This window comes from Daejeonella sp. AP26 (genome assembly GCF_056680515.1).
This window is the reverse complement of the sequence record NZ_CM155286.1, coordinates 2,749,855-2,763,634: the sequence shown is the minus strand read 5'-3', so window position 1 is coordinate 2,763,634 and position 13,780 is coordinate 2,749,855. Positions and strand designations below refer to the sequence as shown.

Here is a 13,780-nt window from a genome sequence, read left to right as displayed (position 1 = left end):
ATGAACTTAGCGGAGGATATTTACAAAGAAATAAAAGAACTGGACATCGAGAAAGCTTTGTCCGTGTTGGCAAGCCGTTTTCCGGATACGGTGATTTTCTCGACCAGTTTTGGTTGGGAAGACCAGGTGATCACACACATGATCTTTTCTAATAACTTGCCTATAAAGGTATTTACGTTGGAAACCGGACGTCTATTCCCTGAAACGTACTACGTGTGGAACCGGACAATTGAAAGGTATGGCAAGCAAATCCAAGCTTACTATCCAAATACCGAATCAGTTGAACAGATGGTCAGCAAAAAAGGGCCGAGCAGTTTTTATGAATCCGTGGAGAACCGTAAGGAATGCTGTGGTATCCGTAAGATTGAGCCTTTAAAACGGGCACTTGCAGGTAATGAGATCTGGGTAACGGGTATCAGGGCCGAGCAGTCGCCAAACCGTGAGAATATGCATGGAATAGAATGGGATTCGCAAAATCAGATCATCAAATTCCATCCACTTTTTGACTGGTCGCTCGAACAAGTGAAGGCTTATATTAAACACCATAATATACCATATAATCCACTGCACGATAAAGGCTTCCCCAGTATAGGATGCGCACCTTGTACACGGGCGGTTAAGGAAGGCGAAGACTTTCGTGCCGGACGCTGGTGGTGGGAAGACCAGGATAAAAAAGAATGCGGACTACATAGCAGTGATCAGCTTAACAGTGATCAGCCGTCAGCTGTCAGCAATCAGTAAAAGAAAACTAAAATTCACGAGATATCTCAATGATTTATATCTCATATTTTAAATATAATGTCTCAAGTCTCATATCTCAAATCTAATACCTCTCTTGCAATGAATAAACAGGATACTGACTATTTAGATCAGCTCGAAGCAGAAGCTATTTACATATTGCGGGAAGTGGCAGGCCAGTTTGAAAAACCTGCCTTACTGTTTTCAGGCGGGAAGGATTCAATTACGCTTGTCCGGCTTGCCGAAAAAGCGTTCAGGCCAGGGAAGTTTCCTTTTCCCCTGGTTCATATTGATACCGGTCATAACTTCCCGGAAACTATTTCATATCGGGATGAAATGGTAACTCGGATTAACGAAAAGTTAATTGTTGGCTATGTACAAGATTCTATCGACCAGGGAAAAGTAATAGAGCAAAAAGGTAAGAATGCGAGCCGGAATGCCTTACAAACTATAACCCTGCTGGATACTATAGCACACCATGGCTTTGATGCCTGTATTGGCGGTGCCCGTCGTGATGAAGAAAAGGCAAGGGCTAAAGAGAGGATATTCTCTGTGCGTGACGAGTTTGGGCAATGGGATCCTAAGCGTCAGCGACCAGAGCTATGGAACATCTACAACGGTAAGATCCACAAAGGCGAAAATGTGCGGGTATTTCCTATCAGTAACTGGACGGAGCTGGACGTATGGAACTATATCCGCCGCGAGAAAATTGCTTTGCCGTCAATCTACTTTGCTCATCAGCGTGATGTGATAACGCGTAATGGTCAAATTATGGCGGCAGCTGACCACCTGAATATGGATCACCTGGATATTGTGGCAAGTAAAAAAGTAAGGTTCAGAACAGTCGGCGATATGACTTGTACTGCCGCGATCGAATCTGATGCCGATCAGATTGATGATATAATTGAAGAAATAAGAGCTTCCAAAATTTCAGAGCGGGGCGCCCGGATGGATGATAAAGTATCTGAGGCTGCTATGGAAGACCGTAAAAAGGGAGGATATTTTTAATATGGATTTACTTAAGTTTTTTACCGCAGGTAGTGTTGATGATGGCAAAAGTACGCTGATAGGACGCTTGCTTTATGACAGCGAATCAATCTTAGCCGATCAGCTGGAGGCTTTGCAGCAATCAAACAGAAAGAACGACGACGGCACAATTGACCTCGCCATTTTAACTGATGGCTTAAAAGCCGAGCGCGAACAAGGAATTACTATTGACGTAGCTTATAAATATTTTCAGACTGATAAACGAAAATTCATCATTGCAGACACTCCCGGCCATATACAGTACACACGTAACATGGTTACCGGTGCATCTAATTCTAATCTGGCTATTATCCTTGTGGATGCTCGTAACGGCGTCGTTGAGCAGACAGTTCGACATTCGTTTATAGTTTCATTACTAGATCTTAAACATGTGGTAGTTTGTGTTAATAAGATGGATATGGTGGCTTATGGCGATGAGATCTTTGAAAGGATCAAAAAGGATTACGCTGCACTCGCTGCCAGTCTAAACCTGCATGACGTTACCTATATTCCTGTGAGTGCTTTGAAGGGTGATAATATAGTTAACAAATCAATTAACATGAGCTGGTACGAAGGCAAGAGCCTTCTTGACCATCTGGAAACAGTGTCACTTCTTGAAGATGATAATCCGGAGCAGGCCAGAATGCCTGTACAATGGGTAATCAGACCCCAAACTGATGACTTGCACGATTACCGGGGCTATGCAGGACGTGTGTTGAGTGGAAATTTTCAATTAAATGATCAGGTAGTGGTATTACCATCGGGAGTTAGATCATCGATTAGCCGTATCGAAACATTTGAAAGCGAACAACAGGAAACAGGAACAGGGAAGTCCGTCACCATCCATCTAAGTGATAATGTAGATGTTAGCCGTGGTGATCTCATAGTAAATGCGCTACATCAGCCTAAACTTTCAAATTTAATTGAAGCAGATCTTTGCTGGATGGATACACGTGCACTGGATCCAACAGTAACTTATTTGATTCAGCATAATAGCAAAGTAACCAAATGCCGGGTGCAAGAAATATTACACAGGGTAAATATCAATACCCTTGAGAAAATCCCTGCAGATAGCTTTCAATTAAACGACATCGGCCGTGTTATAATCAAAACCGCAGGTCTCCTGGCTTTTGACCTTTATCAGGAAAATAAAGCGAATGGCGGGGCTATATTAATTGACAGCCGCACCAACCTGACCGTCGGAGCCTTGATGTTCAGAGCAGTTGTGGAGTAAGATTAGGAATCAAGAGTAAGGTGCAAAGAGCCGGAATTCAATATCTTTGTTTTTGTTCCTTATTCTTTATTATTTCCAATGAAAATAGACTTAAAGCGCGTTAACGACGCAGTTCACTTTGAAGCCAGTGCTGATTCTACATCAGTGAAAGTGCAAATAGACGGATCTCCGAAAATGGGAGGGCAGGAAAAAGGGGTACGGCCGATGGAGATGGTACTAATGGCTCTTGCCTCATGTAGTTCGCTTGACCTGGTATCCATTCTTCAGAAACAAAGACAAAACATTGAAGAGTTTTCTGTTTCTGCAGAAGGTCAGCGTACCGATAAAATTCCCCAGGTATTTACTTCCATTCATCTTACTTTCAATCTTACAGGTGAGATTGATCCCGATAAAGCAGAACGGGCAGCTGAACTTGCTGTAAAAAAGTATTGCTCTGTCCATGATATGCTAGCAGCCGGCGGAGTGGATATCACGTATTCTTTATCGATCAATAAGGAAGATTAACGACTAACTTCCAGAAATACTAGCTTTAATTTATGACAATTGGATTAGATGTTTAAACATCTAATCCAATAACTTTGTGTCAGCAATTAAATAGAAAACCATGGAAACCACAGTAAATACCAAATGGATCGTAGATCCAACCCATTCAGAAGTACATTTTAAGGTAAAGCACTTAGTTATTTCAACCGTAACCGGCACGTTTAAAGTGTTCGGTGGTGAGTTGCTAACTGAAAGCGAAGACTTCGAAAACGCAGAAATCAACTTTTCCCTGGACGCAGCAAGTATTGATACCAACCAGGAACAACGCGATGAGCACCTGAAAGGCGCAGACTTTTTTAACTCAGCCGAATACCCTAAGATCAGTTTTAAGTCAACAGCCTTCACAAAGGATGGTGATGATTACCAGTTGCTTGGTGATTTAACAGTTAAGGACGTTACCAAACCAGTTAAACTTGATGTAGAGTTTGGCGGATCGGCAACTGATTTTTACGGAAATGAAAAAGCGGGTTTTGAAGTAACCGGCAAAATCAACCGTAAAGACTTTGGTCTTACATGGGATGGAATAACTGAAGCAGGGGCTATCGTTGTTGGAGAAGATATTAAGTTAAGCATCAATTTGCAGCTTGTAAAGCAAGCATAAGTAGCAAACATATTAGACCACTCTTCTTAGAGTACTTAAAGGGTTAAACAATTCAATTGGCCGGATTTCTTTATAGAATCCGGCTTTTTTGTTGGTCAATTCTCTTAGCATTTCAAGATCAGGAGAAAGGGATATGCTTTATAAAAAAGCAGCCTTTAGTCAAATAATTGGGTGCACTTGATCCAAATGGCATTAATGTCTATCCGGGTGTTTTGATTAAGGGAGTCTTAAATAATATGAAGCTCTTCCCACTTCGACTAAGACACCTACTTTTTTAAAAACTCAACATTCCAGATCTTCTCGGCTTTGCGTCCAAGTAACCAGAAGGAAATTGCCAGGATGCTAAAAAAGATAGTTTTGTCGGTTACATCCCAAAGGTATTCGAAGTACCTTGTGTAGAGATTGACAAGCAGAAAAGTGATCCCGAATTCACGGGCTATTTCATCTTTATTACGAAGTCCGTAAAACGTGAACGCCAGTGAAAACAATATTGAAATGATCCCCCAGTAAAATAGCTCCAGCTGCTTTACTTTCAGCCAATCTTCCAGACTGCCAAAATTGCCGAAGATCGACAGTAGCCATAGAGATATAAACAGGTACATCAGTCCTATGATATAGGTGAGCTCCCTGAAGTACTCCAGCTTTCGCATTTTAGCCATTGCGAAGCTAAAGGCAACTAACAGAGCCCCAAAGAGCACAAACCGTAAAGGATAGTTCATCCCAAGAAAGTAATAACTCCAATCAGTTTGAAAGCCTGTTTCAGTACCAAACCAGCTTCCCAGGGAAATAAGAGCGAATGCCCAGATAAGCCGGGATTTGAACTTACTAGCCATGATGCTATATACGAGAACAGAAATCAGGAACAAAATAGAGAAATGACCGGTCCCTCTGTCAAACGTTTTGCCCAGAAAAGCAATGCAGCTTGCGGTAAAAAGCACCCCCAAAAATATTAGCGCTTCATTACTGAATATCCTTTCAGGATGTTCCTGTTTCATTTTGTTACCGAAGAAAAAGAAGACGGTTGCTATTGCACCGGAGATAATGCTGATCAGAATATCAGGGGTATCGTAAAGCTTTTTAAGGTAATTAATGACGTTATCATCAATAATTAAGGAGGCAATGGCAATAATCCCACAAGCCAGCGCTACCCAGAATGAATATTGTGCCAGTCGACGCCAGTCGAATCCCTTGACCTCGTAAGATGTCCGAAGTTTCTCGGCAGTTTGACTGTCCAGAGTGCCTTCTGATTCCCATTGGTTTATTGTTTTATCAAGAAATTCACTTTCCTGCTTATCCAGGTTTAATTTCGCCACTGCGTTTTAATAGTCTAAATTTAATCAAGCCGTTCCGGGACTGCCTTCAAACATGTTTCGTTTAATTCTGCGAACCATTTTCACTGCATGAAATCGAAAGATATCATAAAACATTGTGATTACAAGTATGGCGGCGGGTATGAAGAACGAGCTATAGCTCATCCGGGTAAACAGGTAGGCGCCAAGAATCCCTCCGGCAATAAAGAAAGAAATGATCACGGTACGAAGCACGATTTTCTGCTTTATAGCAGTCTTGTCGGTACGTTTCGAGTATAGTAATGCAGATAGCTCAATCCCCAGATCGGTAAACATACCCGTCAAGTGAGTCGTTCTGACAATAGCTCCCGAAATCATGGTCACCAGCGCATTCTGAAGCCCCATTGCAAATAGCAGGCTACCGGCAAACACTTCAGTTTGAAGAAGAGATTTGTTGAAACGATAACCATAAATAGCGATAAATAGGAGTATGGCTATTTCCGTAAGGATGGGGATCACATACGCATAGCGCTGATTTCTTCCAATTTTACCCACCAGCAGGCTACAAATAAAAGCACCTAACAGGAATAACAACATCCATAAACCAACAATTCGTGCAGAACGGAAATCACCCTGAGAGATGTTTTTGGCAAATAAAGCAACATGCCCCGTTACATTGGTGGTTAATACTGCAAACGCCAGGAACCCGGCGCCATTTACAAATCCCGCTGTTGAACATAGCATGGCAGCCAGCCTAAGGTTATGCGGGTAGGTTCTGCGGTGACCTCGATGTCTTAACATTTGTATTCCATTGGTAACAGAATAATATGTTTATAAAAGAGTTGTCAGGATATAAACAGGCGAACGGCAATCTCGTCTTTTTTCAGTTGTTCCGTCAGCTCCTCTAAAGAATTAAATTTTTGATCTGCTCGAATGAAATCCAGGAAGTGTAGACGGATAATCTTGCCATATATATCTTCATTAAAGTCAAAGATATTTACCTCTATATTCCTGGTCATGCCATTCACAGTTGGCCTGTGACCAATATACGCCATACCGTTTAAAGATGGAGATTGGAGATCTGAGATTTGAGGATCAAGTTGAACATCTTCTTCAACCTTCCCGCCTTCCACGCTTATAACTTCAACTTTAACCGCATAAATCCCATCAGAAGGAATAAGCTTATAAATTTCTTCTATAAATAGATTAGCAGTCGGGAAACCCATTTGCCGGCCAATTTGATCTCCTTTAATAACCTTGCCTGTCATCCGGAAAGGGTATCCTAAAAAGTCATTTGCTGTTTCTATGTCGCCGCTTAAAATTGCCTGCCTAACCTTCGTGGAACTTACCGCCACGTCATGAATATCCTGCTCTGGAATTTCCTCTACCTCAAAGCCATAATCGGCCGAGTATTGCTGAAGGTGCTCCAAGCCTCCCGACCGGTCTTTTCCAAAACGGTGGTCGTAACCAATTACAAGCCGGCGGGTGCCAATTCGGTTCACAAGAAAGCCTTTTATATATTCTTCAGGCGAAAGATTAGAAAAATCCCGGGTGAAAGGAGTGATGATCAGATGATCGATGCCAGCCGCTTCGAGAAGTCCGGCTTTCTCATTCATAGTTGTGATGAGCTTCAGGTTTACATCCTCGGGATGAAGAATCATCCGGGGATGAGGAAAGAAGGTTAGGATTACGCTTTCACCTCCCGTTTGCCTGGTGATCTCTAACAAACGATTAATAATTCTTTGATGGCCAACATGCACCCCGTCAAACGTACCGATAGTAACTACCGCATTATTTAACCGGGTAAATTCGTCGATATGGTTATAGATCTTCATGCTTGCCTGAGCGCTAAATTAGGCTTTCTCATGAGAAGAAGAATTAATTGCCGGCTGTTAAATCGTCACTCTCTGGAGTAACACCCTCTTTGGTACTTCGTATATGATTAACCAGCTCCATTACACCGTAAGCATTATCTACATGAAAACTGCCGCTGCGGGTGCGTCTAAGTTTTGCGAGGTAGGCGCCGTTATTCAACGCTTTCCCGAAGTCATAAACCAACGACCTGATATAAGTACCTTTGCTGCATACCACACGGAAATCGATTTCCGGTAGTTCAATTCTTGTAATCTCAAACTCTGAAATAGTTACCTGACGGGTTTTCGCTTCAAAGGCTTCACCCCGGCGAGCTCTCATATAAAGACGTTCACCGCCTTCTTTTACCGCTGAGTGCGCAGGTGGTACCTGGCTTATTTCTCCGATAAACTGCTTACAGTTTTCGCGGATCTGGTCATCGGTAATTTGATCAATATCGAAGGTATGGTCAATTTCAGTTTCCAGATCATATGACGGAGTGGTAGCTCCCAGAAAGAGGGTGCCGGTATATTCTTTTTCCTGCGCCTGGAACTCGTCAATCTTCTTAGTGAGCTTTCCGGTGCAGAGTATAAGCAAACCGGTGGCTAGCGGATCCAATGTACCTGCATGACCTACTTTCAGCTTTAAAGGCTTAAAAGAATTTCGGATCTTTCCCACCACGTCAAAGCTGGTCCATTTGTAAGGCTTATTAATAAGCAAAAGTTCACCTTCTGCGAAATTGAACTGTGGGAACTTTACGACTAAATCTTCTTCCATCAGATAACCTTCAAATCATATCCCGATATCAATAGAACCAGGATTATTAAGCCAACTATTATGCGATACCAGCCAAAAACCCTGAATCCATGTTTTTGTAAGTAAGTAATAAAGTATTTTATGGCCAGCATGGCAACAATAAATGCCACTATATTTCCAACCGCCAAAAGCTGAATTTCTTCTGAAGTGATGGTGTAACCATCTTTGTAAAAATCATAGATCTTTTTAACCGTCGCTCCGAACATGGTCGGAACGGCCAGAAAGAAGGAGAACTCCGCGGCCGCTTTACGGGTTAGCTTTTGCGACATACCGCCTATAATGCTTGCCGCAGACCGTGACACACCTGGAATCATCGAGATACATTGAAAAAAACCGATGTATAAGGCGGTCTTATAAGAAATCTCATCCGAATCGTTAATACCTGGATTTTTAAACCAGTCATCTACAACGATCAGTATAACGCCGCCAACAACCAGCGAAATGGCAACCGCCATCGGACTTTCAAGCAACTGGTTAATCATATCGCTCAACAAAAGACCAAAGAATGCCGCAGGAAGAAAGGCTACAAATAGCTTAAAATAGAAGTCAAGGGACTTGAAGAAATTTTTAAAATATAAAACTACTACCGATAAGATGGCTCCGAACTGGATAGCCACGGTAAATAATTTAACAAACTCGTTTGACTGAATGCCCATCATTGATGAGCCTATGATCATATGTCCGGTTGATGAAACAGGTAAGAATTCTGTCAGGCCCTCGATGATGGCCAGAATAATTGCTTGAAAGAAATTCATTAAGAGTTAGAACGGTGTTTTTTGAGAATTGCAAAAAAACCGAATGCGAAACCGGCTAACACAACCATAGGAGCTAGAATAATCTTACGAAAATCATAGATATTCGTTTCGCCAATCATCAGAATAAAGCCCAGAATAACGATTGCGATGCTGATTAGCATTAAGCGATAATTGACTTTTCCGAAAACAAAGTTCTCAGTAGAATTATCTGTTTTTTCAATGTGTTTTTGTGCCATTATCTATATAGATCGTAAATTTTTAAACGAAGAAACTTGCTTACCGCAAAGTAAGTGCTTAGGCCCGAGATCAATATTCCAATGCCGATTACCCCAGCGAACACAAATCCGAACTCAACCCAGTTGCGCAGTAAAAGGATTTCTGGAACTTGCTTTTGTGCCAGATATAAGATACCAAGCAATAAAATTATTGCTATCAGTCCTGCAAGGAACCCATGTAAAATGCCGTAAGTCATAAATGGCTTACGAATAAAGTTTTTAGTAGCGCCAACAAGCTGCATACTTTTTATTAAGAAGCGCTGCGAGTAAATTGCTAGCCTGATGGTATTATTAATCAACGCTATTGCGATAACAAGTAGTATAAATGCAAAGGCGAGAATGACCAGCCCGATCCCGCGAATGTTTTGATTGACCATATCAATCAGGGATTTTTGGTAGATTACCTCTTTAATGAGCACGTTTTTACTAAGCAGATTAGAAAACGCGGTAATGCTGTCGTTATTCGCATAATCGGCTTTCAGGTATACGTCAATCGATGATAGCAGCGGGTTATAACCAAGGAATTCCACGAAATCTTCACCCATCTCTTTGGTTAAGTTACGGGCTGCAAGTTCCTTGCTCACATACTGTGTTTTCAGGACATAGGGATTTCCATCAAGTTGTTTTTTAAGGGCCAGAATATCTACTTCTTTGGCGCCATCATTAACAATGATGTTCAGAACGATATTCTCTTTCACATAATTTGAAAGGTTCTTTGCATGTACCAGGATCAATCCAAGCAAACCAGTCATCAGTAAAACCAGAGCAATACTTATCACCGTAGAAATGTAAATAGTTTTTGTCTTTTTTGCTGATGAACTGTCTTCAAATTCTTCCATACTACCTTTTTAAGATTGCGAAAATAAAGATTTCAATCTATAAACGTAAATAATTAAGGGCTAAGTGCACCAAAAAGGCTGTTAAATTATGTTAAAGAGGGATTTGAATCGATAGGATATCGGGGCGTGGCCATGCCGGTGCAGAAAATGTTTTGATTTTAGTATTTTCGCAACTTATTTAAAAAGCGTAATGGATTATCAATTCAGGGATATTGAGAACAGATGGCAGCAGTTCTGGGCCGAAAATCAAACTTACAGAGTAGATAATAATTCGGAGAAACCTAAATACTATGTGTTGGATATGTTTCCATATCCTTCGGGAGCAGGACTGCATGTCGGACATCCGCTGGGATATATTGCTTCTGATATTTTTGCTCGTTACAAGCGTTTAAAAGGCTTTAACGTACTGCATCCAATGGGTTATGATTCATTTGGTCTGCCTGCTGAACAATACGCCATACAAACAGGACAACATCCCGCCATTACTACAGAGGCAAATATAAACCGGTATCGCCAGCAACTTGACCACATTGGCTTTTCGTTTGACTGGAGTCGCGAAGTCCGGACAAGTGATCCAAATTATTATAAATGGACCCAATGGATTTTCATGCAGCTGTTTAATTCGTGGTATAACCTTGAAGCAGATAAAGCAGAACCTATTGATACACTTGTCGAAATTTTTGAATCAAGGGGAAATCATGGAGTAAAAGCGGTAGCTGATGAAGATGTTTCTTCATTTTCTGCAACTGACTGGAAATTGAAATCTGACAATGAGAAGCAAGAGATCTTGTTGAAGTACCGCCTTACCTATCTCCGTGAAAGCACCGTAAACTGGTGCCCTGCCTTGGGGACTGTACTGGCTAATGATGAAGTTAAAGACGGTTTTTCTGAACGCGGAGGTTATCCTGTTGAGCAAAAGAAGATGATGCAATGGAGCATGCGCATTATTGCATATGCCGAACGTCTGTTGCAAGGCTTAGACACTATTGACTGGCCGGAGCCGCTTAAAGAGATGCAGCGTAACTGGATAGGCAAAAGTGTAGGTGCGATGGTTAAATTCAGCTTATCCACAGCCAGCCTCACCCCGGCCCTCTCCAAAGGAGAGGGAGCTGGACCGAAGGCTTATGAAACTGCCGATCCGGGTATATGGGAGATACTTAAGACTAATTCAAGAGCTAATCGCCACGATCAGACTATTGCGGAAATGGCTTTATGGAGTGTATTGAGGAATAATCAAACAGGTCATAAAATTCGAAGACAACATGCAATTGGCGCTTATATAGCTGATTTTGTTTGTTTACGTAAAGGGCTAATAATCGAAGTGGATGGTGGCTACCATGCAGGCAGTGTTGAGAGCGATCAGCTCAGAACTGATGCTTTAAATCAGTTAGGCTTTGAAGTTATCCGCTTTTCCAATGACGAGGTAATAGTGAACCCTGCAGGAGTTGCGCAACAAATAAAAAACAAACTCGACAATCTAGCCGATGCTAACTCCCTCTCCTCCGGAGAGGCCCGGGGAGAGGCTGCCCAACAAATAAAGAGCAAGCTCGACAATATACCGGATGCTAGCTCCCTCTCCTTTGGAGAGGGCCGGGGTGAGGCCATAGAGGTTTTCACGACCCGTGTCGATACCATCTACGGAGCATCCTTTCTGGTACTTGCTCCCGAACACGAGTTGGTGGAAGATCTGACTACTCCTGATCATAAACAAGATGTAGAAGACTACAAAGAGAAGACAAAGAAAAGATCCGAGCTTGACCGGATGGCTGATACTAAATCGGTATCGGGTGTCTTCACAGGAAGCTATGCTATACATCCGCTTACCCAACAGGAAATTCCAATTTGGATTGCCGATTATGTGTTAGCGGGGTATGGTACCGGTGCAGTAATGGCCGTTCCCTCCGGTGATCAACGTGACTGGCTTTTTGCAACCAAATATAACCTGCCTATTCCCGCTATTTCTGATGCTCAGCAGAACCTCGATCAGCAGGCTGACCCGACTAAAGAAGGCCGGTACATCAACTCTGATTTAATTAATGGCCTCACTTATGCGGAAGCACACAAAGTGTTGATTGACAAGCTAGAGGAAATTGGAGCCGGAAGAGCTAAGGTTAACTTCCGGTTACGTAATGCCATTTTTGGGCGTCAACGTTACTGGGGTGAACCAGTTCCCGTTTATTTCAAAGACGGTTTGCCTCATTTAATTGAAGAAAGTGAACTTCCTTTAATCTTACCGGAAGTAGATAAGTATTTGCCAACCGAAAGCGGTGAACCGCCATTAGGAAGAGCAGAGAACTGGCGTTATTCACCATCCAATGAAGAGGGCCTGGGTAAGACCTTTGATTATGAGCTTTCAACCATGCCCGGCTGGGCTGGTTCAAGTTGGTACTGGTACAGATATATGGCATCGCCCGAAGAAAGACAAGAAGAAGTCTTTGCTCCTGAATCAGCCATTAAATATTGGAAAGATGTTGATCTGTATATCGGCGGTTCAGAACATGCTACCGGTCACTTACTTTATAGCCGTTTCTGGAATAAATTTTTGAAAGACCTCGGATATGTGTTTGAAGAAGAACCGTTCAAAAAACTGATCAACCAGGGAATGATACAGGGTCGTTCAAACTTTGTATACCGGTTAATTGATGACGAAGGGAGAGGAACGAACACTTTCGTTTCGCATGGGTTGAAGGATCAGTATCAAACCTCAGCGCTACACGTAGATGTAAATATCGTTACCCACGAGATTCTTGATATTCAAAAATTTAAGTCCTTCCGCCCCGAGTTTGCCAACGCTGAATTCATTTTCGAAGACGGTTCCAGTTCTACCGGAATTCCGGCGGATGCTAACTCCCTCTCCCTTGGAGAGGATCGGGGTGAGGCCAAGTACATCTGCGGCGTGGAAGTCGAAAAGATGTCGAAATCGAAGTTCAATGTGGTGAGCCCTGATGACATTATTGAAAAGTATGGAGCCGATACCTTGCGCCTGTACGAAATGTTTTTAGGTCCGCTTGAACAAAGCAAACCATGGAACACAAACGGTATTGAAGGCGTCTTTAAATTTTTACGCAAGTTCTGGAAGCTATTTCATGATGACCAGTTTGCTTTTCATGTAAGTGACGAGGAGCCCACCAAAGCCGAATACAAAGCTTTGCATAAGATTATCCGTAAGGTTGAGGAAGACGTTGACCGATTTTCATTTAATACGTCAGTCTCCAGCTTTATGATCTGTGTGAATGAACTTACCGATTTGAAATGTAATAAGCGTGAAATTTTACAACAGTTAGTTATAGTACTTCACCCATATGCACCGCACATCACAGAAGAGTTATGGACTTTGCTTGGAAATGAAAAGGGCACTTTATCTTTCGCTAGTTACCCAGAATTCAATCCGGAATACCTGGTTGAAAACGAATTCGCATATCCAATCTCGGTAAATGGTAAGATGAGAATGAATCTCAATATTTCTTTAAGCCTTGATCAATCTGAAGTTGAAAAACTTGTATTAAGCAATGATCATGTCCGTCAATACCTTGATGGTAAGGATCCCAAGAAAATCATTTTTGTAAAAGGAAAGATTGTAAATATAGTCATCTAACCTGCAGATGGCGTTTCCCCTGCCTGCACCCGCCAAAAACGGTGTGCAGACAGGGCTTGCCATTAGAAATAACTCAAATGATTCTGAAATCATTTCCTTTACATCCCCCAAAAACCGCAACAACTGTCTCACCCGCCTAGCTTAAAATCTTTGTAACTGCGTTGTTACTGGCTGGCTGCGGTTTACTGACCAGAGGGCTGTAACAATCAATATACCTT

Annotated in this window: 13 protein-coding genes; 6 read left to right on the top strand and 7 right to left on the bottom strand. The window is 42.2% G+C overall.

Annotated elements, in window-relative coordinates; genetic code table 11:
- The 5 genes from AC1MCB_RS11825 to AC1MCB_RS11805 all read left to right on the top strand — a co-directional run bounded on the left by AC1MCB_RS11825 (position 1) and on the right by AC1MCB_RS11805 (position 4,142).
- A complete protein-coding gene (locus tag AC1MCB_RS11825; RefSeq protein WP_479964927.1) occupies positions 1–741 on the top strand; it encodes a phosphoadenylyl-sulfate reductase in 741 nt (246 codons plus the stop codon).
- Between the two features lie 57 nt (positions 742–798).
- Complete coding sequence (gene cysD, locus AC1MCB_RS11820) at positions 799–1,746, top strand: sulfate adenylyltransferase subunit CysD (RefSeq protein WP_479964926.1); 948 nt, start codon at positions 799–801, stop codon at positions 1,744–1,746.
- 1 nt (position 1,747) lies between these two features.
- Entirely contained in the window at positions 1,748–2,998 is a 1,251-nt protein-coding gene (locus AC1MCB_RS11815) for a sulfate adenylyltransferase subunit 1 (protein WP_479964925.1), read from the top strand.
- A gap of 78 nt (positions 2,999–3,076) precedes the next feature.
- Positions 3,077–3,502 carry an OsmC family protein gene (locus AC1MCB_RS11810; RefSeq protein ID WP_479964924.1) on the top strand — a complete coding sequence of 142 codons (426 nt, stop codon included), beginning with the start codon at positions 3,077–3,079 and terminating at the stop codon, positions 3,500–3,502.
- Between the two features lie 100 nt (positions 3,503–3,602).
- Positions 3,603–4,142 (top strand): YceI family protein, encoded by a 540-nt coding sequence (locus AC1MCB_RS11805; RefSeq protein WP_479964923.1) that lies wholly within the window; start codon positions 3,603–3,605, stop codon positions 4,140–4,142.
- A gap of 266 nt (positions 4,143–4,408) precedes the next feature.
- Here the strand turns inward: AC1MCB_RS11805 and AC1MCB_RS11800 are convergent, their stop codons facing one another.
- Genes AC1MCB_RS11800 through AC1MCB_RS11770 form a run of 7 tightly spaced genes read right to left on the bottom strand, consistent with a single transcriptional unit; the run spans position 4,409 to position 9,967 of the window.
- Entirely contained in the window at positions 4,409–5,455 is a 1,047-nt protein-coding gene (locus AC1MCB_RS11800; protein WP_479964922.1) for a DUF2157 domain-containing protein, read from the bottom strand.
- 24 nt (positions 5,456–5,479) lie between these two features.
- On the bottom strand, positions 5,480–6,232 hold the full coding sequence (locus tag AC1MCB_RS11795; protein WP_479964921.1) for a YoaK family protein: 753 nt from the start codon (positions 6,230–6,232) through the stop codon (positions 5,480–5,482).
- A 44-nt stretch (positions 6,233–6,276) separates the two neighbouring features.
- Positions 6,277–7,266, bottom strand: coding sequence for a bifunctional riboflavin kinase/FAD synthetase (locus tag AC1MCB_RS11790; protein ID WP_479964920.1), 990 nt, complete (start codon positions 7,264–7,266; stop codon positions 6,277–6,279).
- A 43-nt stretch (positions 7,267–7,309) separates the two neighbouring features.
- On the bottom strand, positions 7,310–8,059 hold the full coding sequence (gene truB / locus AC1MCB_RS11785; RefSeq protein WP_479964919.1) for a tRNA pseudouridine(55) synthase TruB: 750 nt from the start codon (positions 8,057–8,059) through the stop codon (positions 7,310–7,312).
- On the bottom strand, positions 8,059–8,853 hold the full coding sequence (locus AC1MCB_RS11780; RefSeq protein WP_479964918.1) for an undecaprenyl-diphosphate phosphatase: 795 nt from the start codon (positions 8,851–8,853) through the stop codon (positions 8,059–8,061). Before AC1MCB_RS11780 ends, truB begins: the two co-directional genes overlap by 1 nt.
- On the bottom strand, positions 8,853–9,089 hold the full coding sequence (locus tag AC1MCB_RS11775; protein ID WP_479964917.1) for a DUF3098 domain-containing protein: 237 nt from the start codon (positions 9,087–9,089) through the stop codon (positions 8,853–8,855). The genes AC1MCB_RS11780 and AC1MCB_RS11775 overlap by 1 nt, the downstream gene beginning before the upstream one ends.
- Positions 9,089–9,967: a cell division protein FtsX gene (locus tag AC1MCB_RS11770; RefSeq protein ID WP_479964916.1), complete on the bottom strand. Its 879-nt coding sequence runs from the start codon at positions 9,965–9,967 to the stop codon at positions 9,089–9,091. Before AC1MCB_RS11770 ends, AC1MCB_RS11775 begins: the two co-directional genes overlap by 1 nt.
- 190 nt (positions 9,968–10,157) lie before the next feature.
- Between AC1MCB_RS11770 and AC1MCB_RS11765 the strand changes: the two genes are divergently transcribed.
- Positions 10,158–13,562 carry a leucine--tRNA ligase gene (locus tag AC1MCB_RS11765; RefSeq protein ID WP_479964915.1) on the top strand — a complete coding sequence of 1,135 codons (3,405 nt, stop codon included), beginning with the start codon at positions 10,158–10,160 and terminating at the stop codon, positions 13,560–13,562.
- Positions 13,563–13,780 lie beyond the last annotated feature (218 nt).

Excerpts from the sequence above, each read along its gene's own strand:
- AC1MCB_RS11825 (WP_479964927.1), top strand. The coding sequence starts at position 1 with ATGAACTTAGCGGAGGATATTTACAAAGAAATAAAAGAACTGGACATC.
- cysD (WP_479964926.1), top strand. The coding sequence starts at position 799 with ATGTCTCAAGTCTCATATCTCAAATCTAATACCTCTCTTGCAATGAAT.
- AC1MCB_RS11815 (WP_479964925.1), top strand. The coding sequence starts at position 1,748 with ATGGATTTACTTAAGTTTTTTACCGCAGGTAGTGTTGATGATGGCAAA.
- AC1MCB_RS11810 (WP_479964924.1), top strand. The coding sequence starts at position 3,077 with ATGAAAATAGACTTAAAGCGCGTTAACGACGCAGTTCACTTTGAAGCC.
- AC1MCB_RS11805 (WP_479964923.1), top strand. The coding sequence starts at position 3,603 with ATGGAAACCACAGTAAATACCAAATGGATCGTAGATCCAACCCATTCA.
- AC1MCB_RS11795 (WP_479964921.1), bottom strand. The coding sequence starts at position 6,232 with ATGTTAAGACATCGAGGTCACCGCAGAACCTACCCGCATAACCTTAGG.
- AC1MCB_RS11790 (WP_479964920.1), bottom strand. The coding sequence starts at position 7,266 with ATGAAGATCTATAACCATATCGACGAATTTACCCGGTTAAATAATGCG.
- truB (WP_479964919.1), bottom strand. The coding sequence starts at position 8,059 with ATGGAAGAAGATTTAGTCGTAAAGTTCCCACAGTTCAATTTCGCAGAA.
- AC1MCB_RS11780 (WP_479964918.1), bottom strand. The coding sequence starts at position 8,853 with ATGAATTTCTTTCAAGCAATTATTCTGGCCATCATCGAGGGCCTGACA.
- AC1MCB_RS11775 (WP_479964917.1), bottom strand. The coding sequence starts at position 9,089 with ATGGCACAAAAACACATTGAAAAAACAGATAATTCTACTGAGAACTTT.
- AC1MCB_RS11770 (WP_479964916.1), bottom strand. The coding sequence starts at position 9,967 with ATGGAAGAATTTGAAGACAGTTCATCAGCAAAAAAGACAAAAACTATT.
- AC1MCB_RS11765 (WP_479964915.1), top strand. The coding sequence starts at position 10,158 with ATGGATTATCAATTCAGGGATATTGAGAACAGATGGCAGCAGTTCTGG.